The following is a 25,423-nucleotide window of genomic DNA, read 5'->3' as shown; positions in this document are numbered from 1 at the left end:
CTCCTTTAAATCAGCATCTCACCTGCCAGCTTAAAAATCCCCAGCCAGAACGGGACGCTGAAAATCATAATTGCCACCATTCCCTTTATCATGGCTTCCTCCTTGATTTCCTCCCTGACTTTCGCGTTCCGGGCAAAAAAAATCCGGATGGCCATATACATAATGGAAAAGACAATCCCCATAACCCCCACGGTAATCCCAAGGCGGCTTGCGGATGAGGCGAAACCAAGTATCTGTGTGTTCGAGGACAGCGCGGTATCCTGCAGGTATACCCACGGGTCGATCTCCTTTGGTTCAACGCCTGAGAAATTATAAATGCTCTCCCCGTCATCCCCGCACCCCGTCAGCAGCAATGCGCATAAAAAAAGCGCCGCTGTGCATATCTTTTTCCTCACGATATGGCGGTTTTCTCTATTTTTTTCTTTCATACATCAGCTTCCCTCCTGTGTATGCTTTGTATATAACACCCGGCGGCATTTCCTTAACATCACCCTGAAAAGCCACTGATCCAGCGTAATGCCGCCCCCTGTCAGAAACATCACATCTACCGGCAGTTCGATCATGACCATGCCGCCTGCCACCAGAGTAATTAAAATAGATACAATGACAGCCGCAATAACCATGCCGTGGGGTGCAGCTGCCATAATAAGCTTGTAGTCCGCCAGTAATACCAGTATCAATACCAGTGCCTGTTTCTTGGTAAAATAGCGGAACCATTTATCTTCATCCTTAAACTCCCTTGGTACCCTGAATACTCCTGTTGATGCCAAATTCTTCCTCCTTCCCAATTTTCGCGCAAAAAAAGAAAGGTGGAGCTTTTTGCCTCCACCTCAAGTGACTAACTATAATCCAGAGCCGATTGATTTGAAAAAACCGACTATGCTGAATACGCTGAAAATACAAATTCCAGCAACGCATATAACCAGCGCATGTGATTTTTTCTCCTCCTTCTTCTGCGCGTTGGATGTCATGAGCAGGGAAATTGCCGTAAAAATAATCGAGAATACCAGACCGATTACCCCTATGGTCATCAAAAGCTGATATCCGCTGGCACCGATATCTTCCGCTTTGTCAATGAGGGTGGCAAATACGCCGTCCTCGGGGTCTTCCATCAAAAAATCCCACTCGTTCCCTGTCAGCAGAATGCCTTCCATTCTGATCTGCGCAGCAAGAAAAAGGGTATCGGCCCTGCACACCAGGTCATACATGCGTGCAAGCCTCCTTTTTCATATCAAATTATAAAAATCACATGTGCTTTTACTTCTTTTAATCTTATCAGAAGATTCTTTTCCGTCAATAGTACCGGATTTCCGATTCGATACATCTGCCTACAATTGACTATTTTCCCTTTTTTTATTATTTTTCTTTTTCAATTTCGGTAAAATAAACCCAAAAATGGTATTATTATACAAAAACCGCCGCGTATTTTTACTCATATTTGTGTAAATTTCTTACGCGTATTTATTGTTTTTTTGTCGGCACTTTCTTTGTTATAATAATTGAATTACATTATCATTTTATATAACACATAGGGGAATTACAAATGATAGAATATCGGGGACGTTTTAAAAAGAATGAACTTGCGTTTATTAGCATCCTGAACGAATGCTTTGAAAAATTATATCTTGCCAAGGGAACTGTAAAAAAGAAGGGCGAATATGTCCGCTATGAAATTCATATTGGAGATACTGAAAAAAAGGAGCTGCTGATATTGCAGTTTTGTGTAAGGGATCGTGAAGATCTGGCATCCGGATTCAGCAATTTTGTCCATGTTTCAAGCATTCTAATCCCCCGCAATTACCGCAGACAGGGCATTGCTACGAGAATAGTCTTTTTGATGTCCTATGTGGCAACAAGAGAGATAGGAATAGATTTGTATGTAACCAGCCTGACAAATGATTTATGGAAAGAAAATCTCATAAGCGCAGGCGGTGAAGTAGATGATAATGGTGATATTCAGATTTTTTATCAGCCGTTTTTAGATTATAACCAAGATAAACTAAGCTATCCAGCAAATCATGTGTACATTTGATACCTTTCCATTCTCCAGCTCTTTGTTGTATTCAAATAACCTCATACTATCTACCTCATTTTATATCAAAATGACGGAGATAATCTCTGCCATACTTTTTATTATGCGAAAAAATACTGCATCCACACCACATAAAACTTTTTAATAAGTACTGCACCGATTAAAAAGACTTTCGTTTGTAAATGAACAACAGACCTTTGATTACCTGATATCTGTTTTATTATAATACCTATATCATGATTAGCGCGTCAAAAATGGTATTCTTGACGCGCTAATCATATCATAAAAACATTATTATGGATTTGACGGAATGAACCGTACATAATCCGCTTTCTTTCGTTTAATTTTAAAAGATAATCTGTACAGATTTGTTCTGTATCAGCTTAACAAATTCTTCATTATCCAGTACTTTAGTCACAAGCGCGACTGTATTATCTTCACGCATCAATGTATATATCACATTTCTTGCGTCCTTACGGATATCCCCGATTTCCTCTATTGCCAGCTGCTTATCCCTGTACATCTGGCAAAGTATGGAATCATTTGAGCGGTATGTAACACTTACCGGGGCTACATTTTTTAGGTGATCTGCCTTCTTTAAAAGTTCCTCAGCACACGTTTGAAAAACATAGGAATCGGAATCCTGTGTGTATACTGTCAAAATCTCCGTATCAGGATAATGCCATGAAAATATTTCAGATAAAATAGTCAGCGAAATTTCCCCTGCATTTTTCTTTTTTACCCGTCCGCTGACCGTTAATCCCCCTTCCAGTGGCCAGTTTGTATACATCTCACGTATCCAGTCTTCATATGGTTCCATATCCAGCGGATCTTCTTTGTCTACATTCTCACGGAGATATTTTTTTAAATCCCCTAATCTGGATACAGCTGCTTTTACTATTTCATATAGGAAAATTTCTTCCTTGTCCATCAAATTGCTATAAAAGTCTTCCTTTATAATCTTGATAGGAACACCTGTATTCTCCAGTCTTTCTATATATTGAACTCTAGACTCTGAATCCCGAATTTCTTCAACAACCCACTCTGGCAGAAATATTACATCATACCCTTGTAACATTAAGTCGGGTTTATATCCCTTATTATCAAGCTGTAGCATAAATGATACCGCAGAATTATCCAGCAGCGCAATTCTCTTTTCACCGTTATACTTGTCGTAATGAGGTATATTAAGTATATTACACATATGACTCACCTGCAACCAGCTTGATTTCTTTCATAACCCTCTCCAAAAAATGCTCGTTATCTTTGTGGTAACTTATATCCGGTCTTTCCTGCTCGCATTCTTTAATCCTGGATTGGAGCGAACTTACATCCACGACATACGAAGGCAGAACCAGTGTGTTGTCCAATCCCAGCTCTGCAAAACATTCTGACATGTCTGGGTGGACATTATCAAAGTATGTTTTCACCTTATCCATAAGGGCATTATTCTCCGTCTGGGCGGCAGTTTCGTATAATGCAATCAAAACAGCCTTGTATGGCGTCTGGAATACTGCCATGCAGTTATAAACTTTGGAACGGAAATCCATATCCTCTGGCAATTCAGAAAAATACGACATTAAATTTCCCAACAACATCCTGGAAGCAAAATATTCCGCTTTTCTCTCTTCCATAGTGTTTTCCGGCTCGATAAGATGGTCGAATGACACTGTATCAAATAAAAGATGATATAATTCGTGCCATTCCGCAAAATACTGATTCGCACGCGGCAGTGCTGTATTGATAAACGGAATCCGTCTGCCCTCTTTCACATAAATAGCACCGCCAAAATAAGGATTATTGACTGGCATCTGGATCAGCCCGTATGTCCTGAGTAATTGGATTGCCAGCTGCGGCGGTGAACTTACCTGCATCCGGTTAAACTGGGTGAATACCAGCTGCCTGCACTGCTCAATGTCCGCGCTTATCTCCTTATTCTTCCGAATTACCTGATCAAGATTTTCTGCCGTTATTTTTTCACTCATAACAATCACCTTAATAATAAATTGCACAAAGGTCTATGACATCCATAAGCAGACCATACTGTTTTTTTGTCTTTTCATCCATTGAATAATCAGACGGCGCATTTAAGGAATACACCGCACCTGTTTTTTTGACTTCTCCGACCGGACGATAGGAGAGCAGTTGATCCACGGTCATGTCTAATACATTGAGGATTTTTTGTATATGTCTGTCAAATGTACTCTTGTTATCAACCGTGCCGCTTAACAGGCGATCCAGTGTAGGTCTTGAGATATCCGCTTTTTTAGAGAACGATATTTTAGTGAAGCCTGAATCCCTGATGCAGTCCTTTAATTTTTTACCCACTAATATTCTCTGTTCAAATAAAGCATCAAATGACATATCGTATTTTCCCTCCCTTTCCATGTTTATAGTATACTCGTATTTTCCCACATTATCAACTCGTTTGTAAAATATTTTTTTACATTTTTACATTCCTATAGCCATTAATTCCATTCTATGGTTAACCGTTGAGCCGGAAAATTTTTCCCCACCCGTCGGCTCTGCCGGCAATCTTCTTTTGGATACCTGAATACAAAAAAACGGGGAAAGATGTAATTCACACATCTTTCCCCAAATAACCAACTATTCTGTAATTCTGATTACAATATTAAAATCTTCCGTTTCCTCGGCGTCTTTAAACAATATGCCCTCGTTGCTGTCCCCCACAAAGATGCTCATGGCTTCTTCCCTGTCATAGTTATCAAGAGCCATGCGGAAAAACTTAGAATTAAGTATCATATCTTTAAACTTTCCTTCGACTTTGCACGGCACAATGCCTTTATATGTCTTTGCTTTTGTACTGAAGCAGAGACCTCCGGTTTTGTTCTTTGTAATATAGACGAAGGGTTCCTCTCCCTGGTTTGCTACATCGAAAACATCAAGGGTTTCCAGAACATCCTTTGGAAGAGCCGTGATTTTGCTGGCTCTGCTATGCCCATTTGCCATGGAAATTACCCCGCTCAATGCATACGGGTTGTCTCCGGCATCTTTAATCATGAACATAGCGATATCTGCCTCGCTCTTAAAATACAGGTACTTCTCATAAGCGCAGATCTCCGTATTTTTCCCTGTCAAAAACTTTGTGAGGATTTTTAACTGGTCTCCATCCACCTGATAAAGAAGCTCCTTTTTCTGCTCTGAGCCTTCCTCCTTTACAGAATCAGGCAGCTCGTATTTTACACTGTCCCCATAGAAAGCCAGCTTATAAGTGTCAGTGCTGCTCATCTGAAATTTTCCATTCTCCATGTCAAAGCGGATACAAACGGAACCTGTCACACCATCAGCACCAGAATCATAAAACCTGCCCGCCCTGAACAAAATTTCAAGAAACTTCTTTGTATCCATGGTCGTCCTTACCAGCCAGTCGTTTGTCGGCGCGATGATAACTGGTTCTTCGCCAAGCGGTATCTGGATCTGATTTCCACCTTTTTTTATGATACAGCTCTTTCCGACTTCCAACGATAACGGCGCTTCATTGCCGTTATTCAGGGCATTTGTGATGTCACACAGCTTTTTACCGCTGATATATGCATCATAGTCCTCTTCTTCCATCTCCAGTTCATTAATCAGAAACGCACTGAACAACTGTTTTTTTCCATCGAAACTGACTGCCATTCCAATATAGCCTTCTTTGATCTTCTGTTTTTTGGTCATGGTCAGCCGTACGGAATTTTCTGTAACCTCCTTTTTCTCCTTGGTGACTCCCACTGCGGGCTGAATTTTTCTCATACACTCCGCAAATCTTGAACTTTCCACTGTAAATTTCATATATTTTCCTCCTTTTTTGGGGCAGATATTTTCTGCCATTAATGACTTCTGTTACATACTAAATAATGTAGGCATCCCTTTGCCGGCTTTCTTTTTCTTTTTTTCGCTTTTACTGAATATTTCGCCTATGGAACCTGTATCCAATAAAAACGTAGTAAACAGCGCATTTGAATTTATTCCGGCATCTTCAGCCTGCTTCACCTGTAAATCTTCTTCCATTGTTTCTTCCTCAACAGCTTTCTCTTCCTGTGGCATTTCGAACCCCTCCTCCTCTTCCTTTATCCGATCTTCACTATTCGTTTTTAAACCAAACAGGTCAAACAGGTCTATGGACTCTCCCGTGTCGGACAATAATCCTCCGGATCGGCTCACCCTTGTTGTAATATCTATTCCTGTCAATTCCTCAAAGGTTTTCATCTGCCTATGCTCCTGCCGTTCCCCGGTAGCGGAGTGCCACTGATTCAGTACATCAAACATACTTTTTAAGCCTTTCATCTGCTCCGGTGTTTTTTCGGTGACTGCCTGTGCAAGTTTTATTTTAGGGTCTACCCCCTGTGCCATGGCACACAGACCTTCTGATGAAAAATGCCCCTGTATCGCGCTGGTGGCTACCTGTTTGCTCGCCACCATCTCCAGCGCATCGATCTGGATTGTTCTTTCTGACAAAAGATATATGGTCCGGCATTCTAGAATCTGGTTCAGACGGTAATGACGCCTGCTCGCCTGCCACATGGTAAAAAGGTCGTAGCTGTATTGGTAAAAGATAATCGTCGGATAGTTATACAACGCATTTCTATACTCAAAAAGGAAATCCAGTCCCGTCTTCACGCAGCGGGGATTTGTGATGAACACCCTGACGCCTTTTGCTGCCATCTGGTGCATCCATGCCTCCCTTTCTTCCGCCGGCGGATTGCTGCTTTCAAGAATCTCCACTTCTTTCGCCCGCAGACCGCATTCCCTGGTAATGATTTCTTTCAGGCGCTTTGTTACCCGGGCCTCTCCTTTTCCTGTATACTCGCAGTAGACAAAAACGTTTCTGTCTTCCTTCAGCTCCCGCTTGACAATTTCACAAAGACGCCTTTCCTTATTCAAGAGTTTCCCGTCTTTCGTCAGATAGGACAAATCCGGAACTTCCGTAATGATTCCGCCGTCTATCGGCGACAGGACATTTGACCGTCCGTACGGCTTATCCGTATAGGAAAGCGAAAACTGTAAGAAGCTTCCCAAAATTGAGTTGCCAAGCTGCTGTTCAATCATTGCTGTCTTCATCTTTTCCCTGATATCGCGGTATACATCATAAATCTCATCTTCCAGCGGCACATATTCAACCGTCTCATTTAACGGCGGCAGGTACGAGCTCATATCCGATAAATTTAAAAATACGGCTTTATCCATGAGGAAATCCGTAAATATGCTCAGGGAAATTCCGGGACGGCATTTAGGTGATCCTATCATCCTGCCTCTGGACATCGTGTTATAATCGCCGTTTTTCCCATTTTCCACCTCATATTCAGTTGCAATGGTTCCATACCTCTCGACAAACCTCCGTTCCCCGGCTGCATCATAGGTGTAACCCATGCTGCGCATCTTCCTGGGATCCAGACGGAAAAGAAGGTAAAAGAAATGGCTTGCATATCCTCCTGCAATCGTGCCGGTAAGTGCCAGCTGCCAGCGGCTTGCTTTTACAAGGTCATGCATTGCAAACCCCTGTGCGCTTCCTCCGCCTTTGTATTCATGAGCCTCATCAAAAATGGCAAAGTCGAAATAACCTTTCAGGTACTTTTTGATATATCTTGATGGTGCATACTTGCGCACGCCCGTAATCTTGGGATATGTAATTTCATCTTCATCAAGACCATTTTCTGCAATGTATTCCTCTTTCCACTTATCATGCACCCAGACGGTCTTTTTGTTCTTCTTTGCTTTGTTCGCCCAATGCGTCATTTTAACCCATGACTTTTTTCTGATGGTTATCGGCTTGAACGACAATGTCCTGTTTACCGGTTCGCAGGCAGGCTGCCAAAGAGAAGTTCCGCAATTTCTGCAGACATGGTTTGCTTTTGCCTGTGTAGCAAAATCAGACGGCTGAAGCGGCCGGTTTTCATCCGAAGGACAGCATGTATCCGTATCCGCAGGATACAGAAGCTGGTTGCATTCCGGGCATACCATACCCACAGCCTGAAACTCGCATTCCTCAAGTTCCCACTCTTTACATCCACAAATACACTGTGTCCGCATGGACATACGCTGCAGGTCCTTACAGTTTTTGCATCGTTTAACAATGGGGTTTTTCTTCTTAATTTGTGAAGGAAGCGGCACATAAGTATAGGACAGCTTTCCGGTTTCTTTACTCAGTATGTAAAATTCCTTTCCGGTTCTCGCTTTTCCCTGTTTCCGCAGCCGGCACAGTTCCTTAATGCTCTTTATGATTACCACTTTGGCGTACGGAATATCTGTCTGTATCGCCTCTTTCCATTTTTCCACCAGATGCGACGGGCACATAATGATATTCCGGTATTTTACCAATGAACTGTCTTTGTACACGGATTCTACAGAAATGTTATTCTCTTCCATAATCTTCCTGACAAAAAATCCTTCCGGAACTCCCATTCCCTGTAAAGTCTTGCCGCATCCCATATCTTCGTTAAGAAAAGCATAAGAACTGTGCTTCATGCATTCCATAAGTCCGTTTACGATAGCCGCCTGTTGTGGGAAGTAACGCTTTTTCAAAAATGCGATTTCATCCACCGTGTCTTTTAGCTCTACCAATGGATTCAGTTTCTTTTCCAGATTCTCTATCAAAGAGCTTCCATATTTCATAAAATAATCATCCATGTTGTCAAACTGCAGCGGCTTCTGCGGCTTGTCTGATATCTTTATCATGCAATTCCTTAATCCGTTTGTTACCAGTTCCTGCAGGACGGCCTCTGTCATGGACATTTCATATACCAATGCGTTTTCTGCCCATTCCGGCATATCTCCATATACTTTTGTCTCAACCCGGGACATATACTCTTTCCCTGCTTCCCTTAAATAAGGTATCCAATCCGTCAGCAGCGGCAGATCAAAGTGATTCATCAGCCAGTTGTAAATATCCTTGTCCTGCGACTCCTTTGAAGTAACAATATACGTTTCATTTAGTGTATCCGATATGCAGAGCGCATGGTTTACGGGTTCCTTCCCTCTCATCAGCTTTGTGTGGTAATTAGTAGTCTGTGTCTTAGGAAATATCATTATATCCCCTCCGGAATCCTGTTCCGGATACAGATTTACATTCCCGATGCTGATATTGGCGGTAAACCCTCTCAATGCTATTTCGCTTCGCTCAAAACAGGAATATATCAAAGCTATTTTTTTATAACCTTTGATTGCAGCAAAGACATATTCTACATGGGCAAATGCCCCGTTTGCTGAAATCCGCATATAAGCATATCCTCCTTTTATTATATTTTCTGCGATGTAGAATAAAAAAACGCTTCCCTTTATGAGAAACGTTCCTACTGCAGCGTCCGGATTACTCCGGATGATTCTATTAAGTTGTAACTGATTTGGGGAAATGTAATCTCCACTTCTTTCATGTTTCCGCTGTCATCCTGCACATACTCGCTCCTTTTTGCAATTCTTGATACACCGCGCTGTAAGTGCAGATCCCCGTTTTCTTCATTCCCGACCAATCCCTGGCCCGCACCAGAAACCGCCAGCAGATACATCTGACCTTCAGACGGCATGATTGGCGGCCTCGCGAGATTGTCAATCAGATATGGCGGAACGCATATGGCGTCCATCAGGATTCTTTGTAACGGACTTCTTTTTAATGTTTCCGCCGCTTCATCCGCGTGGAATATCCTCGTCATAAACTCCTCGATGCCTTTTTCAGAAGATTTGGGCACTTCCAGCCGCTCGCCGTCATAATCTTCCGGGATAACAGGCATCTCCCTATTACGGGAAATAACAGACTGGAGCCTTTGTTCCTCATCTTTGTCCCGTTCATTCGAGGATTTCCTTTGCCCTATCAGCACAATCTGCTTGTATTTCTCGTATTCACTGTCCTGAAAACGGTATACGAAGCGGGTTTCAAAGTGACTGCACCACTGATCTAGAAGTTCTTCTTCCATTCCTACATATTGTGGCAGAACAAACACCATAACTGCCTCTTTTGTAGCATACGGAATTACTTTCTTTAAAAAATCCACCTCATACCGTGTTTTCTCCTCTGATGTCCCGTATGGCGGGTTCATGAATATAAAGGAAAACGCGTTGTGGCTGATGATTGTATCATTTAGAAAATCTGCCTTCAGGCACTGGTCGATTCCTTCCGTGTCCTTTACTGCCTGATACGTATCATCGTTAAGCTCAACTCCATAGATTTTCAGGTTTTTCCCATTCTCCCCGATCTTTCCCGTAGCGGTAAGTATTGCTTTCCCATCCCCGATTGACGGTTCCAGGCAGCACACCTCATCTTCCTCCGGAAACTGCAGGAAACGGCTTATATACCTGCAATGCTGCGGATCAGTATAATAGGCGCCCATTTTTGCCTCATTATACTTCAGCCGGGTAAATCTTGACTGTTTTTTTACTTCTTCCATTATTACCTCCTTTTATGATTTGTTTTTTGGCACAAAAAAAAGCCCCATAAGAGGCTGACTACTTTTATTTCTCATAATATAACCTGTTTCCAGGAATTAAATCAATGCCTTTCCCAAATGGAGTAAGCTAAAAAATAAAAATAGTTTTCATCATTCTATCATTATTATTCTATTTCCGCAAGTCATTCGTTCCGGAAATTGTAAACTTGTCAACTCTTTTTTTGCCTTTTTTCATTTTCTGCGTTATAATAACATATAAACCTTTGGACATGGTTTAAGGAGGTACCTATGGCATACCCTAAACAGCTGATATCGTCTCTTGCAGACAACCTTAATGAGGCTCTGGTTAATTTCTTTGAAATAGAGCATTTAAAAGTATTTCCTATCTACAGCAACCTAAATGATCTGATTGCTGATACGTTATGGGAATATGTCAAAGAGGAAACCGGAAAGTCAGAATTAAAATCTATCTACGGTGTACAGGTAAAAATGCGCCGGCAGAAAAAAAGCCGCTGGTTAAAAGCGCAGCAGGAAAATATTGAAAAATATGAGATAACGAATAAAAAACATCCGTTTTATTCCATCCAGCATAACTTTGAAATCCTTCCAGGCCACAGTTTTCTGAAAATATACGACGCCAAAGATGTGGAATCGACCATAAAAAAATATAATACTGCTATAAATGAATGGGCTCAAAATGATAAGTCGCTTTTGATTGAATATCCTCTTATATCCGACAAGACCAGAAATCAGATTATGTCCTCGTTCCAGATAGATCTGATCATTAACCTGATTGACAGTATCATTGTTTACTGGGATGGAAATATAGAAGCTTATTTCGCAAAAAAACCTGAAATTTTATTGGATACTCCTTTTTTTGCGCCAAACCGCTATTCAGTCCCTCTTCAGAAATCAGTTGATTCCTATGTTGCAGATTTGATTAGCTTTGATGCAGAAAATACGGTGTTCCAAATGCTCGTAAGCGGAGACTCTGAGCATATTGAGGATCGGCAAAAATTAAAGGTATTTGACTCCAAAGATAACCAAATTCTATTAACGCTGATCAACAACATCAAACTGGATTTTTATGAAAGCAGGGCTATAACAATCGAAATTGGCACACTTGCAAAGGCACTGAACAGCCGCCCGAACAAACGTTGCTATGAGGACGTTAAAACAAGGCTCCATACAATGGCAGGAACTACTTTTCGTTTATACAGTAAAGATAACCCTGAAGAAGCTTTGTTAACCTTTAATTTCTTTGACAATGTGATGACTCCGGAAAAAGACGGCAAAGAATATGCCATTGTCACATTCGGTAATATACTGTTTGATGCTGTTACCAAAAAACAGATGATTGCGGTTACTGCCAGCAGTTATAATTCATTGGAACTTGACCTAAGCAGGCTGTTATATCACAACCTGCAAAAAGAGCGTATCACCTTATCCTCATCTTCCATTCCCAATGAGGACGGGTATCTTGTAAAGAGTTATGACTATTCCTATTTTCAACGGATCATACTCTTTAAAAAACGGAAAAAAGCAGACAACATTTTACTGATAAAGCAGACGCTGGACGAATTTGTAGAGAAAAAAATTGCACTTGCAAAATATGAATACCAGCAGAGCAAAGGGGCTTTTACCCTATATTTTTATAACCTTACAGATGATGAGAAATCGGACCTTATCCCTAAGAATTATGAGATGGGAAGTGGTACGCAACTGGAATTAGAAGATATTTGGGAATAAATCTGTATTTATTAAAGGGAGCTATCATTGATAGGCTCTCTTTTCTTGTATCTGTCCATCTGTCAGGTACAAGAGACACAACAGTTTCGTGGAAAAGCTCGAAACTGTAAAAAATCATGCGCTCTAATCAAAATGATTGAGGGCTATGTTTTATCGGGCTTTAAAAGTGTCCAAAAGTTGTAAACTGATGTATAAAATGTAAAATACATCAAAAATATGTAAAAAGAGCCACTTGAAAAACAAGCGGCTCTGGTGTATAATCTAATCAGAGAAGTTTATCGGACACGAGTTCCGATTTGCCCTCAGTATGAATACATTTAAAAAATAAGCATCCAAACTTTGCGAGGGTTAGGGATGCTTATTTCTTTTTATGATTGTCTATGTAAGACAGAGCCGCAAAGATAACAAGCAATAATGTCAAAACTTCCATCACGCTCATGGGCACCACCCTCTTTCGTAAGACTAGAGGGCATCATCAGAACATCACATCCTGCTTCCTTTTCAATTACACATTCCTATTGTAACATGAACACATATATTTCTCAATTAAAAAATGAAGAGATAGGCATTCCGTTCCATACTATATATGGATTTTATTTAATGCATTATAAACGTATCAACATGGTTAAAAAATTTAGTGAGAAAATTCATTTCAGATGCAGTATAGAAAAATATGTGTACATCAACCTATGCAGTAGATAAATATTGATAGCGATAAATTGTAGCTGAAAGTTTTGAAAATTCAGAGCAGGTGAAAATATGTAAAACAACATGACAAAATCAACTAAACAGTATAGAGAAATCAGTAAAGCATTAAATTATATTTTCAAGTTTATTTGACACAGGCATAAGATTTGAAAATGGGATAACATGAAGAATAAAGAAATAAACAAGTTGAGAGGTTTGTATAGAGCATTAAATATTCTACAATCTCCCTAAAAACAAAGACAATATACTCCCAGATCTCGTCCATGTCGTTCTGGGCTTCCGGAGAGTAGTGGATGCTATTCTTCATTTGCCTTCGCCCGGAAATGTGCTCTCACATCCGAGGGCGAAAGCCATCCCTTTTCCTCTCCTGATTTTTTCCCTTTTGCAAGCTCACCCATGAGTTTTAAGGTTGCCCATGTTTTTTCATAGTCCTGCATGTCAATGATTGCATAACGTCCGCGTCCGTTTTTGGTAAGAAAGACCGGTGCGCCCACAGATACATCACGGAGTACATCACTGTAATTCCTCAAATCAGAGATTGGTTTGATATTTGGCATAATCACATTCTCCTTTCCTGCCCTTAGTATACCCTGATTTGATGTTAAATTCAACAGCATATTTTACAACAATATTTTATTGAGGGCTCCATATGAATTTCGAGAGGCTTCCGGTCTTGAAGAGGCCGAAACAGCAGCACCGTGTACCCCACACGGATCCGGATAGCCCCCATCAGGTCGCCGTCCTCAACGTTTCCATGAGTTTCTCTGTCCCGCTTTTCTCTTATTGTTTTTCTTTCTAATGAACTTTGTATACATGCTTATATATTCAGTTACATACTTGTGGCTGTATGATAGCATGAAACATCGTCTATTCCATTAGCATTTTCGCTACCGGGCAAAGATGTTCCAAGGGTATTGAACCATTATATTTTATGCAATTATACATAACTTCTTAAAAATGATACCCTTTTCTTCGCCTTTTTACTTTTTATTCGGTTTTTTGCGCTTTTCCTACAAAATGATACCTTTTTCTTCGCCTGTTTTTAACAATAAAATGCCGACCATTATAGTCAATATGGAGTTCGGCAAAAGCATAATGCAGAATATATATTTTTGATGCTAATTATTTCGCCGATTTTACCTCTTTTTCCATTTTTGTACTTTTTTTAACAAAATGATACCTTTTTTTTCGCCCTTTTTATTATCTCCACCGCATTAACCTACTCGGTCAACTGCAATATTTATCATACTGAACTTTTTTTGATACCACTTTTTTCGCCTTTTATTTATTATTCATTACACAAGTACCTATTCGGCAATTTTTGATTCCTTTTTCTTCGCTTTTTTTACTATTTTTTTCAATAATTGTTTAGGCTGATGTCCTAACAATATAACTTTATATCCAATTCTTGCAAAAATGATACCTTTTTTTTCGCCTTTTTATTAATAATGAGTGGAAGTCTATTCTTTAGGAGAAAATGATACCTTTTTTTTCGCCTTTTTCTCAAGCATCATTTTTTTGTATTCATCAAATAGCTTTATAACATATTTTCCTGTATTAGAAATCGTAATATGATACTTTTTTTTTCGCCAGATAGCGTTTTTTATGTTGTTTTCTTCGCCAAATCGCATAAGAAAATAAAATGAAACCAGTAATTTCGCCGTTTTTTTCAGAAACAAGATGGTAATAAAAAAATTTTTACGCCAGAAATTATTCTTCACCTCATTTTATTGTATTTTTGATACCTCTTCGTTCGCCTTTTTTATATTAAAACCTTAAATTTCAGAATATTTAACCTTTTGATACCTTTTTATTCGACCAAAAAAAATCAAAAAATTTTTTTTGTCCTATATTTCTTTCGGGAAACCCCTCGATTTCAATATTTTCGGAAAATGATGCCTTTTTCTTCGCCAATTAAATATCCTTCATAAACTGCTGTAATATCATGCTTTTTCAAAAATTGATACTCTTTTTTTCGCCTTTTTGCCATGATTTACATTTCTGCCAAAACATTCTATAATGCAACTTGAGGATACCATATTATGTGTTTTGTGATATGGATAAATACAATATCTATTTTGATATGGATATGGAAAGGAGCGCTACTTTGGAACTGAACAGCTATGCACGCATTGGTAAAGCGGTTATTACAAAAGCAATCGGACTTCAGAAAAATTATAAAGAAGTCTATGAAAAATCTGAAGATAAACTGAACGAAGAAAAGTCCGGATGCCATAATTGTGAAGTATGCAAATTAAAGTGCCGGTTTTCCGCATTAGGAGTTACAGAGGTCTGCGATGCGCTGAATGAGCAGTGCAGGACATGCTCCCAGGCTGTGTGGGAAAGTACTTACACTACACATACCAAGTATATCAATGAGAAAAACCGTTATGGCTACCAGCCGACACTTAAGGTGAACGCCATCAAGCTTTTTATTACATATCATTTCCTACAGCCTGATACACTTGGTTTCATAAAGAACGTAAGTGTAAAGGAACTTGCTGAGCTTCTCGACTGCACTCCTGCTACGATCCGTTCCAGTAACGAAATCCTAAGTTCCTATGAATATTGCTACTTTTGCAATTCCGGTATTTCTGATAACCATATCAATGTATACATACCGGAATATAAAAATTATCATAAGCCGGCAAGCGAGGGTGGACGGGGATATCTCAGTCTGTCAAGCAATATGCTCTCCGAACTGCTGGCTGTCGATCATCTAAATACGCTCCGCCTTACAATAAAGGGGATCCTTGAAGTGGATAACGCCTCTGCTTATGATGCTGCAAATCCAAATTTAACAGATGTTACCTCTACATTTGACAAATTACGCGGTTTTCTCCCATCATATTGTAAACGCAATGTAATCCGCAAAGCATTGGAACAGGGCAATGCCATTTTCCAGTATTCTTTCTCAGACAGTTCTGTAACTTTCAGTATGAAGCAGGAATACGCTAAGAAGAATATGCGTAAGGCTATGCTTTTGGAAAGCGAGCAGGAAGTTAAAAATCATGTTGATTCTCTCAATGATGTGCTGGAACTTGCAAATGATAAAGAGCCTTACGCTGATCCTGAACGCACGCAGGCTCTTTTAACCATGTTCTCCATTGGTTCATTCCACCGGTACCCGTCATTGATCCTGACTAATGATGATTACCGTGATCTGGCATCCATGTGCATCCAGTATAACATGAACATGGTAAAACAGGCAATCTCATGTGTATATAATGACTACATAGCAAAGCGCAGGCCAGTGGAATCTTTTGGAGCCCTGACCCGCCATTATATCCGCAATATGTCCGTATTTAATATTTTCGCTTCATAGAGGGCTTTTTTGTTGTGCCCTTTTTTCCTTTTTTCTATATTTTCTCTGTTTTTTCATCATTATTTTCCATATTTTTACATATTTTTATCTGTCTAACCGGAAAAAAGTTTTCCACACTTAAAAATTTTTCATCCACATTACATTTCTTTTCATCCTTTATTACTAAGTTTTCATCCATTTCAAAAATAATTCATCTACAAATATGATGTTTTAACCCCCTGGTTGTGGATTTTCTTCCACTTTTTTCTAACCGTTTCCCTATATATTTCCGGTATTCATTGATTTTACTGGGGTTTTGGAACATCCTTTTACCAATTACTGTTTTAATATCTGTATAATATCTGTTCTAATATATGATAAAGAATGAATAAGATGACAGCCTCTTCCATCCATTTTTATCTATCCATATGATGAAAGAAAACCAAAGACAACTATATTATATATTCGTTTTGTATTAAATACAACAAAAAAATACGGGAGCTGTCAACCAACCCCCGTACATACTATTAAATTATCTAAGTCTTACATTTTCCTGCCCCAATAAATCGCATAAAGAATTCCATGATTCCTCATTAACCAAAAAACGGGTTGTATTCAGACATTTCACCTGCCTTGTATTTCTCAGGTAAATCTTTATCTGAACATCACCACTATACCTTGGATAAAGCTGCTCCAGTTTATGGTTAAGTTTTTCGTACTCCTGAATATTAGAAAACTGAAGCCATATTTCGGAAATGGAAGCATTTATTGGTGTCATTTTTTCAAAGATAAGTGTTGCATTCTTATCATCCTCATTCTTTACAGTTCCGGTAAAAAAAACTTTTTCCCCTTCTTTCATCTTTTCGCAGTAATCATCGTACTTTTGCGGAAAGACAACCACCTCTATACTGCCAACCAGATCCTCCAGTGTAATAATTGCCATTTTCTTTTTCTGACGAGTCTGTTTTTCAGTTATTGAGGATATTATCCCGCCTACTGTTACCGTTTTCCCGTCTTTCAGAACACAGCTCTCTTCCGTCTGTTGAAAATCGGTGCTTTTAGCCGTTACACCGGACATCCATTGCAGGTAAAGTTCATCCAAAGGATGCCCGCTCAGGTAAATGCCGAGAACCTCTTTTTCGTCCGCAAGCAGTGTTAAGAGTGGAAACTCTTCTTCCTGTACGGTTTTTTTTGCTGCAAACAGGCTGAATAACGGGGTCTGGCCTGCCATTCCATTCTTTTTTTCATAGCTGATCCTGTTTAAAATTTCGGGATATTGTTCCATCATATACTTTCTTGTGTGTCCAAAGCAATCCATAGCCCCGGATTTGATCAATGCCTCTATGGTTCTTTTGTTGAAGGTACTGTAGCAATTCATGCGTGAAATAAAATCTTTCATGTCCTGGAATGGTTTTTTTGATCGTTCCCCACAAAGGTCTGAAACGCAGTTATCGCCAACATCACGGATAGATGCCAGAGAGTAAATAATTGCATTTTGCCGAACCGTAAAATCCAAATTTCCGCAATTGACATCAGGCTTCGTTATGGGAATTGACAGCTGCCGGCTTAAAAGAAGGTACTCTGCAGTCTTTCCTGTATCGCTCCTTACGGAACTCATGAGTGCGGCAAGAAACTCTGCCGGGTAATAATATTTCAGGTAAGCCGTCTGGTATGCAACTACGGCATAAGTCGTTGCATGGGACTTATTGAAGGCGTATTTGGCAAAATCAATCATCTGGTCAAAAATTCTGTTTGCTGCATCTTCCGGGATACCGTTGCTGATGCAGCCTTTAACATGCTCATTGCCGGAAAGGAATACCTTCCTTTCATCCTCCATGACCTTGCTTTTTTTCTTTGACATTGCGCGCCTTACCAGGTCGGCCCGGCCGTAATTATAGCCGGCCAGCGCCCTTACAATCTGCATTACCTGTTCCTGATAAATGATGCACCCGTAAGTAGGGTCGAGAATTTCCTTTAATTGAGGAATCTCGTAGGTGATGCTTGCCGGATCTGCTTTTCCGCTGATATATTTGGGGATAAAATCCATAGGTCCCGGACGGTAAAGCGATATTCCGGCAATCAGGTCTTCCAGATTTTGTGGCTTTAATTGGCGCATAAAGCTTTTCATGCCACTGCTTTCCAACTGAAAAATACCGTCTGTCTGTCCAGTGCTGATATACTGGAAAACAGAGGGATCCTGGTAATCAAACGTAACCTCGGCATTATAATTCTGTTTTATTGCGTCCCTTGCCTTTTGTATGACTGTCAATGTCCGCAGGCCCAGAAAGTCCATTTTTAACAGACCGAGTTCTTCCAAAGTGGTCATGACAAACTGCGTTGTCAATGCTCCTTCACTGGAGAGGCAGACAGGTACGAAAGATGAAACTTCTTTCGGGCAGATAACAACACCCGCAGCATGTGTAGATGTGTGCCGCGGCAGTCCTTCAAGGCATTTTGAGATATCAATCAGCTTCCGTATGGCATCGCTGCTTTCATATTTTTTCTTAAGTTCCGGCACATCTGTAAGGGCGCTGTCAAGCGTGGTTTTTGCATCCGTTGGAATAAGCTGGCTAATCTGGGAAACCGTTGAAGCAGGTATCCCGAGTACACGTCCAACATCCCGTATTACGCCTTTAGCGGCAAGAGTACCGAAAGTAACAATTTGTGCAACCTGATCCTTGCCATATTTTGACACAACATAGTCAATAACTTCGTGGCGCCGTTCATAGCAGAAGTCGATATCAATATCAGGCATCGTTACACGCTCCGGATTAAGGAAACGTTCAAAAAGCAGGTTGTATTTCTTGGGATCAACCTCCGTAATTTTCAAACAGTAAGCAACAAGGCTGCCAGCAGCGGAGCCGCGTCCGGGACCGACCGGTATGCCGTTTTCTTTGGCATAATTGATAAAATCCCATGTAATCAGGAAATAATCGACGAATCCCATCTTTTTTATTGTGTTAAGCTCATAAGAAAGTCTGTCCTCATGTTCTTTATAACAATCGGGGTAGCGCTCCATCAGTCCGTCTCTGCATAGTTTGTTTAAATATTCCCACGAATCATATTCCTTTGGCGGTTCAAACTGCGGCAAGTGGTAATGGTTAAAAGTAAATTCAACCTGACAACGGTTCGCTATTTTTTCCGTGTTTTCCAAAGCTTCCGGCATTTCAGGAAATAGCTGGTACATTTCTTCAGGTGACTTTACATAGAACTGGTCTCCTTCGTAACGCAAACGGTCTTTGTCTGTCAGCAGTTTTTTTGTCTGTATGCACAAAAGGACATCGTGTGCCTCGGCATCCTCTTTCCTTGTATAATGTACATCATTTGTGGCGACAAGAGGAATATCCAGCTCTTCATGCATCCGCACCAGCAGCTGGTTGACTTTCTTTTGTTCGGGAATTCCGTGGTCCTGCAGTTCTAAAAAATAATTATCCCTGCCAAAAAGCGACTGGTAGAGCATTGCGGTTTCACAGGCTCCTTTGTAATTGCCCTGTGAGAGCTTTTTGGGCACTTCTCCGGCGAGGCAGCCGCTCAGCGCGATTAAACCCTTATGATGGGCAGAAAGCGCCTTAAAATCGATTCTGGGGCGGTAATAAAAACCGTCTGTAAAGCCGAGCGATACCAGCTTGATAAGGTTCTGATAGCCTTCATTATTTTCGGCAAGCAGTACAAGGTGATAATAACCGCGGTCGTTTTTGTTTAACATGGAATCCTGGGCGACATATACTTCGCACCCGATGACCGGATGAATCCCGGCTTCCTTTGCGCATTTGTAGAAATCCACAACTCCATACATTACCCCGTGATCCGTGATGGCTGCACTTTTCATTCCAAGCTCTTTAACGCGTTTTATGTATTCGGAAATTTTGTTTGATCCGTCCAACAGACTGTAAGGCGTATGGGAATGCAGATGTGCAAATGATATTTGATTCATATGTTCCTCCTTTTAAAAAGGCAGGTGCCATTTACGGCACCTGCAGTACTGGTTTGTGTTTTTGCAATTCTGTCAGGAATACAGAGTAACAGAATTGCCAAGGTAAATGACCTGTATCATGGAAAGTTCCGTGTATACAGATAAGTATTTTTTTAGTATCAGGAATACCGGATAAAGCGTTGTTTCGTAAGAAAAAGCCCCTGTTTTTCTGCAGCAGTTTATCGCCGAGGAGAACAAAGGGCTATTCAGATGCCGTTCAAGGCAATGCTTCAGGTACCATTCCTCTATTATACTTGGCTTATAGATTGCAGGGAGATATTTAGGGTCGTATTTTAAACAGATCGGAAGCTGGCGTGGAGCCGGAGCTTCCGATCTCCTCTCCGTCCGGTTCTTCCGGTCTGTCTGATTGCATCCCTCCTTCCCGCTCCTCTTCTTTCCGGTAGTTTTCAGCATATACAGAATATAATTCCTCGTCTGTAAACTGCTGGACTCCGGAAGATGTTTCAAAAGGTACGTCATACTGATCCGCCGTGTGGAACTGCCCGCCGGCTTGAGATACTGCCCGTGAACGGGAATTGTCGGCAGGCTGGGCGCTCATTAGTTTTCTTACCGTAGATTTAAGTTCTGTCAGTTCCTGCTCCAGTTTCCGAATGGTTGCTGACATAACTGCAGGATCGTTGTCGGTAAGTTCGCGGTTGCTCATTTTTATAAGGGCGAGCTTGATATCCATTGTGGGATTTGCACTGCCCCTTATGGAGCCACGCAAATCGCAGCACTGTTCACACAGCCAGTAAAGACGCTCAAAGCTCATGCCGTTGCCGATTTCTAAGGCAGATTGTACATAGTCTTTGCTGTGCAGCACGGACTCTGGCTGTCCGGTGGTTTTAATGGTAATGATATCCATTAAAGCGGACAATATGGATTCTGTTATCAAGGCGGGCGATTTACCCTGCCCTGTCAATTCATCCAGACAGTTGAGGGCGGATTGGGTGTCATAAGCAGATATTGCAGACAATGCTGTTAAAATGCGGTCGCTGTCCAATGAACCCAGTCTTTTTTTTGCAGCCTCGGTCGTGATATTGTTATCAGTGCTTGTCAAGAGCTGCTCCAATATGCCCAGGGCATCACGTAACCCGCCGTTGGCATTCCTTATAATAAGGTTCAGTGCGTCTTCTTCACAAATGGCACTCTGCTCTTTCAGTACTTCTTTTAAGCGTTCCCTCATAGGTTCCGGCGCGATTGGATGGAAAACATATTCTTCGCACCGGCTCCGTATTGTAACCGGTATTTTATGCAGTTCTGTTGTGCAGAGGACAAATACACAGTACGACGGGGGTTCCTCCAATGGCTTTAACAGCGTGTCGAAGGCTGCTGTTGATAGGTTGTGAACTTCGTCTATGATAAATACTTTTCTCTTAAGCTGGACGGGACGGTATTTTGTCTGTGCCAGCATTTCCTTTATTTTGTCAACTCCGTTGTTTGAGGCGGCATCCAGTTCCAGCACATCAAGGCTTGTGCCGTATGCAAGGCAGTTAGGGCATTGCCCGCAGGGACCGTCTTCTGTCGGGTGTTCACAGTTTACAGCTTTTGAAAGAATTCGCGCTATTGTTGTTTTGCCGGTACCTCTATGACCGGCGAACAGATACGCATGGCCGAATTTCTGGGAGAAAGACTGCTTTTTTAATGTAATAAGCACGTCCTCCTGCCCCTTGACCTCGGTAAAGTCTTTCGGGCGGTATAAATTATATAGCATTAGGTTCCTCCTTTTATTGTGGTTCATCCGACACAGGATGCTATGGCTCTTTTACCATACAGCGTATCAGATCGAAAAAATCGTTTTTGGAATAGCTGCTGTTCTGCCATTGCTTCTGATGGGCTGACAGTACAGAACAGATCTGATAGATATGCGGTAAGGAATAAAGCTTGCTAAGGCTCTTAAAGTCCATGCTGTTTTCCGCCTTTGCAATCATCAGTTTTTGCAGCAACAGCTGTTCAAACAGGTAATAAAACATCTGCAGCGCCACCCAATAATGTGCCGAATGTACTTCATAGAAATTTTCAGGGTCCTTCTCCCGGATTAGATGGAGTATTTGAAAAAATTCTTCTTTTTTCCGGGCCAGCATAAGGTTTTTGCAAGTTTCCAGTAATGCGGGATAGCAATCACCCATATTTTCAATGGCATGGGGGCAAAAGTCACACAGATAAGCAGCAAACAGTAATTCTTCCCGAGCGATACCCTTTTCCAAGAAGTATGGAGATATCTCTTCTACGGATAAGGGGTCGAATGAAATAATATTGCAGCGGCTTTTTATTGTTTCAAGCAAAGCATCCTGGTTACAGAGAAAAATAAGGACATTTGTGTGGTTCTTGTCTTCCAGTAATTTCAACAGCTTATTTTGTGCCTGGACGTTCATATTTTCCGCATTGCACACCAAAAAAAACTTTTTTCCTTTTAACGCGGCAAGGGAACTCTTATCAAGGAGAGCAAGTACATCCTCTACCTTTATGGTATCCTGTTGCCTGTCAAGAAGGAAAAAGTCGGGGTTTTTATACAGTTCATCACTGCCACATCCCATAAGCTGTGCAATGACATCCATTGCTGCCTGCCGCTTACCAAGCCCCCGTTTCCCCAGTAATATGAGGGGACCGGGATTCTGGGACATGGCATAAGAATTAAGGTTAAGGAATGCCTCATCATTTCCTATAAAAGTTTTATCCATTATCCGTATGCTCCTTTTGTATGTAAATATAATTATTAAGCGCGGGATCAAATACTGAACCGCACTTGTCCTGATTGCTGAATAAAAAGTATTCAAGCCTGGAAACATCGCCTTGAAGCTGAATGGCATTTTTTAAAATAATAGCCTCCCGTATCATTGGTTTCCTGTCGGTACTCTCATATACGCAGCCGATTGTATGCATCAAAAGGCTTTCTTCCTCTTCTGTCAGGCTGAATCCGTCATTTTGCGAGAGCATCCGGCATAGATACTGCATCGTAAGTTCATGCAGGTTCAACGGGATTGATTCCGGGATGCGTTTCATTTCCGGAAACGGCTTTAACATGTTGACGGTTCCGATTGCGTGAAGCAGCCCTCCGGCAATAACAAGATCGCTGTTGTAGGGCAAGGAATAAGATGGGTTTAAATTGTATTTTTCCAGTGAATAAGCCATGTATTTTGCAAGACATGTGACGCTCACACTGTATACCAAAAGCCCTCCGTTAAAGTTGTGATGCCCTTTCAAGGTTGCAGGGAGTGTTTCAAAATCAGGAATACTTGTAAAGATATGATGTAATAGATTACGGTAATTTTGTGACTTGACAGCTCCGATGTATTTATGGAGTAATTCCAAGTAGCTTTTTGTGTCCTTCTCAGATATGCCATTAACGTAATCTGAATACAGGTATTCATCCAAAAGCGCCATATGGGTTATTATCAATTGATAAGATGCATCCTGGTTCTGAATCACCATTCCGTTAATCTGTACCACTTTTCCCATATAGCTTTCATATTCCGCTTCCATGTATTCTTCCCATATTGTGCCAAAAATTGTGCCGGTAGAATCCTGAAGCAGGACTTCTAAATATCTTTTTTTACTCTCACTTGTCTGTTTTTCAGCAATATTTCTTACATAAAAAGATGTTTCAATTGTCTTGGTAAAAAAATCAGATATTCCTGAAATATAGATGTTCTTTGACATAGGTTCCTCCTTTTGTTAAACTGCCCGTTTTAAGACAGCGCTGCTCGACAGCTCGTTTAGAAGCTGCTCATAATATTTCTCAATAAGCCTGTTCAGTTCCTCTGATTCAGGATAGGCATATGTAAGGGTGGGCTCTAATAAAGAGCTTTTTACCTTAAGAATCCGGTTGAAGTATATCTCTCCGCATCTTGCAAAAATTTCCGCCCGGCGGAAAAAATACTTTAAATTATACTTGCTGGAACTGTTCAGTTTCTTTGTTACTGCAGGGTCAAAATTTTCCATTTCCTTTAAGAAAGCTGCCTTATATGTCTTTACAATTGTATCAAAATCTACCTCAAGGGATAAATCGCCAAGCTGCTCATCCAGCATATGGAAATGTTCGTGTATGAACGAAGACGGGGTCTGTATGTCTACGCATAGATTATGTATGCTCGGATAATACAGACCGCTGGCCTTGTGCTTCCCAAGTTTCCGGAAACGCAATGTTACATCCATGAATCTTGAACCGGAAAAATACTGTTTGTTGATTGCCTTGTACTCCTTTTCTATTTTGCCGACTGCATCTAAGTCTACATCTTCATCATATTCTACATATCCGAAGTAGTCATGGAAGCCAGAACTATCCATTGCCTTCTGAATAGATAAAGGTATGTTCTTTTTGGTGATGTATGCTGTAGCAATCTTTTTGTGAAGGGATTCCCTGTGCTGAAATTCATTTTGTACATCCTGAAATACATCAGCAACCTGATAAAACAGGTGAACCAGCTTAGGGTAAAGTGTGTAATCAGGGCTGTAGTAATATGGCGGAAGGTGTCCGTCCTGCCTGTTAGATCTTTTGAAAAGAAATTCCAATGGTATGGCTTCCTTGTCATTAAGAAATCGAATTATCGGGGTATAGAGAGCGTGATCATTGATGTTTACGTTAAGTTCATCCAGCTCCTTTGAAAAAATATTTGATATTAATGGGGAGATATCTTCCGAAATAATTGAGTAAAGACAATTACATACAGACATATGTGCCAAAAAATCAATGACATTAGCAATTCCTATGTTGTAATCCGGATTTCTTCTCATATGATAAAATCCCATTTTTCTCTTTGAAGTGGAGCCGATGCCGCCGTAGAATTCAATTTTTTCAGGTCCTATTAACTCTACCCTTAATATATGGCTTGTTTTCAGCGTTGCCGCTGCAATTTCTGCGCCACCATGTTCTTCAGGACTGGGAAATGAAAAGGATAGTTTATCCTTATATATTCCAGCAAGATCACATAAAAAGGGGATTCCCTGAGTAGCTAGGGAGTCCTCGTTCTTAATTTTGCATAGTTTTGCCTGAATGAATTTCCCTATGACCTTAATGATGTTGCCATAGTGTGATTCAGAGTAATAATCAACCATAGGAAAAGACAGGTTCAGGAAACTGTGCATATTCAATTTTGGGAGCATAGCTTTATAAGTACTTTCCCTTTTTAGGCTGATTATACGGTTGCCTTCGAGAAAATCGGTATTCCTTGAGAATGATTCTGAATCCGGTATTCCTGGTGGAAAGTATACACCCATTTGATAAAGTATTTCGTCGGTAATTAGCTGACTTTGTTTTTTCTTCATTTTAAATCCTCCTT

Annotated in this window: 19 protein-coding genes; 3 read left to right on the top strand and 16 right to left on the bottom strand. The window is 40.7% G+C overall.

The window, feature by feature from the left end; translation table 11 throughout:
- Positions 1-5: 5 nt before the first annotated feature.
- The 3 genes from VSQ61_RS13760 to VSQ61_RS13750 all read right to left on the bottom strand — a co-directional run bounded on the left by VSQ61_RS13760 (position 6) and on the right by VSQ61_RS13750 (position 1,208).
- Positions 6-428: a hypothetical protein gene (locus tag VSQ61_RS13760; protein WP_303661573.1), complete on the bottom strand. Its 423-nt coding sequence runs from the start codon at positions 426-428 to the stop codon at positions 6-8.
- A gap of 3 nt (positions 429-431) precedes the next feature.
- Positions 432-770 (bottom strand): hypothetical protein, encoded by a 339-nt coding sequence (locus VSQ61_RS13755; RefSeq protein WP_160274873.1) that lies wholly within the window; start codon positions 768-770, stop codon positions 432-434.
- Between the two features lie 72 nt (positions 771-842).
- The gene (locus VSQ61_RS13750; RefSeq protein ID WP_160274872.1) at positions 843-1,208 is read right to left on the bottom strand and encodes a hypothetical protein; all 366 of its coding nucleotides are present in this window, start codon (positions 1,206-1,208) and stop codon (positions 843-845) included.
- A gap of 335 nt (positions 1,209-1,543) precedes the next feature.
- Here VSQ61_RS13750 and VSQ61_RS13745 point away from each other — a divergent pair, with 335 nt between their 5' ends.
- Positions 1,544-2,032, top strand: coding sequence for a hypothetical protein (locus VSQ61_RS13745; RefSeq protein ID WP_303661571.1), 489 nt, complete (start codon positions 1,544-1,546; stop codon positions 2,030-2,032).
- A 346-nt stretch (positions 2,033-2,378) separates the two neighbouring features.
- Here the strand turns inward: VSQ61_RS13745 and VSQ61_RS13740 are convergent, their stop codons facing one another.
- The 6 genes from VSQ61_RS13740 to VSQ61_RS13715 all read right to left on the bottom strand — a co-directional run bounded on the left by VSQ61_RS13740 (position 2,379) and on the right by VSQ61_RS13715 (position 10,410).
- A complete protein-coding gene (locus VSQ61_RS13740; RefSeq protein WP_303661570.1) occupies positions 2,379-3,236 on the bottom strand; it encodes a hypothetical protein in 858 nt (285 codons plus the stop codon).
- Positions 3,229-4,017 carry an ImmA/IrrE family metallo-endopeptidase gene (locus VSQ61_RS13735; protein WP_303661569.1) on the bottom strand — a complete coding sequence of 263 codons (789 nt, stop codon included), beginning with the start codon at positions 4,015-4,017 and terminating at the stop codon, positions 3,229-3,231. Before VSQ61_RS13735 ends, VSQ61_RS13740 begins: the two co-directional genes overlap by 8 nt.
- A 10-nt stretch (positions 4,018-4,027) precedes the next feature.
- On the bottom strand, positions 4,028-4,396 hold the full coding sequence (locus VSQ61_RS13730) for a helix-turn-helix domain-containing protein (RefSeq protein ID WP_334344970.1): 369 nt from the start codon (positions 4,394-4,396) through the stop codon (positions 4,028-4,030).
- A 243-nt stretch (positions 4,397-4,639) separates the two neighbouring features.
- The gene (locus VSQ61_RS13725; protein WP_334344969.1) at positions 4,640-5,824 is read right to left on the bottom strand and encodes a hypothetical protein; all 1,185 of its coding nucleotides are present in this window, start codon (positions 5,822-5,824) and stop codon (positions 4,640-4,642) included.
- Positions 5,825-5,875: 51 nt separating this feature from the next.
- Positions 5,876-9,247 carry a DEAD/DEAH box helicase family protein gene (locus VSQ61_RS13720; RefSeq protein ID WP_303661566.1) on the bottom strand — a complete coding sequence of 1,124 codons (3,372 nt, stop codon included), beginning with the start codon at positions 9,245-9,247 and terminating at the stop codon, positions 5,876-5,878.
- A 74-nt stretch (positions 9,248-9,321) separates the two neighbouring features.
- Positions 9,322-10,410, bottom strand: a complete 1,089-nt coding sequence (locus VSQ61_RS13715) for a DUF6094 domain-containing protein (RefSeq protein ID WP_303661565.1) — start codon at positions 10,408-10,410, stop codon at positions 9,322-9,324.
- Positions 10,411-10,698: 288 nt separating this feature from the next.
- Here VSQ61_RS13715 and VSQ61_RS13710 point away from each other — a divergent pair, with 288 nt between their 5' ends.
- Entirely contained in the window at positions 10,699-12,159 is a 1,461-nt protein-coding gene (locus VSQ61_RS13710; RefSeq protein ID WP_303661564.1) for a hypothetical protein, read from the top strand.
- A 1,004-nt stretch (positions 12,160-13,163) separates the two neighbouring features.
- On the opposite strand, the gene VSQ61_RS13705 is transcribed toward VSQ61_RS13710, so the two are convergent.
- Positions 13,164-13,424: a type II toxin-antitoxin system prevent-host-death family antitoxin gene (locus VSQ61_RS13705; protein ID WP_160274863.1), complete on the bottom strand. Its 261-nt coding sequence runs from the start codon at positions 13,422-13,424 to the stop codon at positions 13,164-13,166.
- A gap of 1,499 nt (positions 13,425-14,923) precedes the next feature.
- Between VSQ61_RS13705 and VSQ61_RS13700 the strand changes: the two genes are divergently transcribed.
- Entirely contained in the window at positions 14,924-16,192 is a 1,269-nt protein-coding gene (locus VSQ61_RS13700; RefSeq protein ID WP_303661561.1) for a hypothetical protein, read from the top strand.
- 34 nt (positions 16,193-16,226) lie between these two features.
- On the opposite strand, the gene VSQ61_RS13695 is transcribed toward VSQ61_RS13700, so the two are convergent.
- From VSQ61_RS13695 to VSQ61_RS13670, 6 genes are all read right to left on the bottom strand, one after another.
- Positions 16,227-16,370, bottom strand: a complete 144-nt coding sequence (locus VSQ61_RS13695) for a hypothetical protein (RefSeq protein ID WP_303661560.1) — start codon at positions 16,368-16,370, stop codon at positions 16,227-16,229.
- A gap of 333 nt (positions 16,371-16,703) precedes the next feature.
- A complete protein-coding gene (locus VSQ61_RS13690; RefSeq protein WP_502877038.1) occupies positions 16,704-20,096 on the bottom strand; it encodes a DNA polymerase III subunit alpha in 3,393 nt (1,130 codons plus the stop codon).
- Between the two features lie 328 nt (positions 20,097-20,424).
- The gene (dnaX, locus tag VSQ61_RS13685) at positions 20,425-21,858 is read right to left on the bottom strand and encodes a DNA polymerase III subunit gamma/tau (protein ID WP_303661558.1); all 1,434 of its coding nucleotides are present in this window, start codon (positions 21,856-21,858) and stop codon (positions 20,425-20,427) included.
- Between the two features lie 40 nt (positions 21,859-21,898).
- On the bottom strand, positions 21,899-22,825 hold the full coding sequence (locus VSQ61_RS13680; RefSeq protein WP_303661556.1) for a DNA polymerase III delta subunit-related protein: 927 nt from the start codon (positions 22,823-22,825) through the stop codon (positions 21,899-21,901).
- Positions 22,818-23,804: a hypothetical protein gene (locus tag VSQ61_RS13675; RefSeq protein ID WP_303661555.1), complete on the bottom strand. Its 987-nt coding sequence runs from the start codon at positions 23,802-23,804 to the stop codon at positions 22,818-22,820. The genes VSQ61_RS13680 and VSQ61_RS13675 overlap by 8 nt, the downstream gene beginning before the upstream one ends.
- Positions 23,805-23,819: 15 nt before the next feature.
- Positions 23,820-25,409: a hypothetical protein gene (locus tag VSQ61_RS13670; protein WP_303661554.1), complete on the bottom strand. Its 1,590-nt coding sequence runs from the start codon at positions 25,407-25,409 to the stop codon at positions 23,820-23,822.
- Between the last annotated feature and the right edge of the window lie 14 nt (positions 25,410-25,423).

It is taken from the genome of Candidatus Merdisoma sp. JLR.KK006 (genome assembly GCF_036941035.1).
Lineage (GTDB): Bacteria > Bacillota > Clostridia > Lachnospirales > Lachnospiraceae > Laedolimicola.
Note: the sequence above shows the minus strand (reverse complement) of the source record. Positions and strands in the feature narration are given on the sequence as shown.

What these genes read in the sequence shown, in the direction of transcription:
- VSQ61_RS13760 (WP_303661573.1), bottom strand. Translation starts at nt 428, where the DNA reads ATGAAAGAAAAAAATAGAGAAAACCGCCATATCGTGAGGAAAAAGATA.
- VSQ61_RS13680 (WP_303661556.1), bottom strand. Translation starts at nt 22,825, where the DNA reads ATGGATAAAACTTTTATAGGAAATGATGAGGCATTCCTTAACCTTAAT.
- VSQ61_RS13705 (WP_160274863.1), bottom strand. Translation starts at nt 13,424, where the DNA reads ATGCCAAATATCAAACCAATCTCTGATTTGAGGAATTACAGTGATGTA.
- VSQ61_RS13695 (WP_303661560.1), bottom strand. Translation starts at nt 16,370, where the DNA reads ATGGATGAAAACTTAGTAATAAAGGATGAAAAGAAATGTAATGTGGAT.
- VSQ61_RS13715 (WP_303661565.1), bottom strand. Translation starts at nt 10,410, where the DNA reads ATGGAAGAAGTAAAAAAACAGTCAAGATTTACCCGGCTGAAGTATAAT.
- VSQ61_RS13745 (WP_303661571.1), top strand. Translation starts at nt 1,544, where the DNA reads ATGATAGAATATCGGGGACGTTTTAAAAAGAATGAACTTGCGTTTATT.
- VSQ61_RS13675 (WP_303661555.1), bottom strand. Translation starts at nt 23,804, where the DNA reads ATGTCAAAGAACATCTATATTTCAGGAATATCTGATTTTTTTACCAAG.
- VSQ61_RS13740 (WP_303661570.1), bottom strand. Translation starts at nt 3,236, where the DNA reads ATGTGTAATATACTTAATATACCTCATTACGACAAGTATAACGGTGAA.
- VSQ61_RS13725 (WP_334344969.1), bottom strand. Translation starts at nt 5,824, where the DNA reads ATGAAATTTACAGTGGAAAGTTCAAGATTTGCGGAGTGTATGAGAAAA.
- VSQ61_RS13730 (WP_334344970.1), bottom strand. Translation starts at nt 4,396, where the DNA reads ATGTCATTTGATGCTTTATTTGAACAGAGAATATTAGTGGGTAAAAAA.
- VSQ61_RS13735 (WP_303661569.1), bottom strand. Translation starts at nt 4,017, where the DNA reads ATGAGTGAAAAAATAACGGCAGAAAATCTTGATCAGGTAATTCGGAAG.
- VSQ61_RS13710 (WP_303661564.1), top strand. Translation starts at nt 10,699, where the DNA reads ATGGCATACCCTAAACAGCTGATATCGTCTCTTGCAGACAACCTTAAT.
- VSQ61_RS13670 (WP_303661554.1), bottom strand. Translation starts at nt 25,409, where the DNA reads ATGAAGAAAAAACAAAGTCAGCTAATTACCGACGAAATACTTTATCAA.
- VSQ61_RS13700 (WP_303661561.1), top strand. Translation starts at nt 14,924, where the DNA reads ATGGATAAATACAATATCTATTTTGATATGGATATGGAAAGGAGCGCT.
- VSQ61_RS13750 (WP_160274872.1), bottom strand. Translation starts at nt 1,208, where the DNA reads ATGTATGACCTGGTGTGCAGGGCCGATACCCTTTTTCTTGCTGCGCAG.
- dnaX (WP_303661558.1), bottom strand. Translation starts at nt 21,858, where the DNA reads ATGCTATATAATTTATACCGCCCGAAAGACTTTACCGAGGTCAAGGGG.
- VSQ61_RS13720 (WP_303661566.1), bottom strand. Translation starts at nt 9,247, where the DNA reads ATGCGGATTTCAGCAAACGGGGCATTTGCCCATGTAGAATATGTCTTT.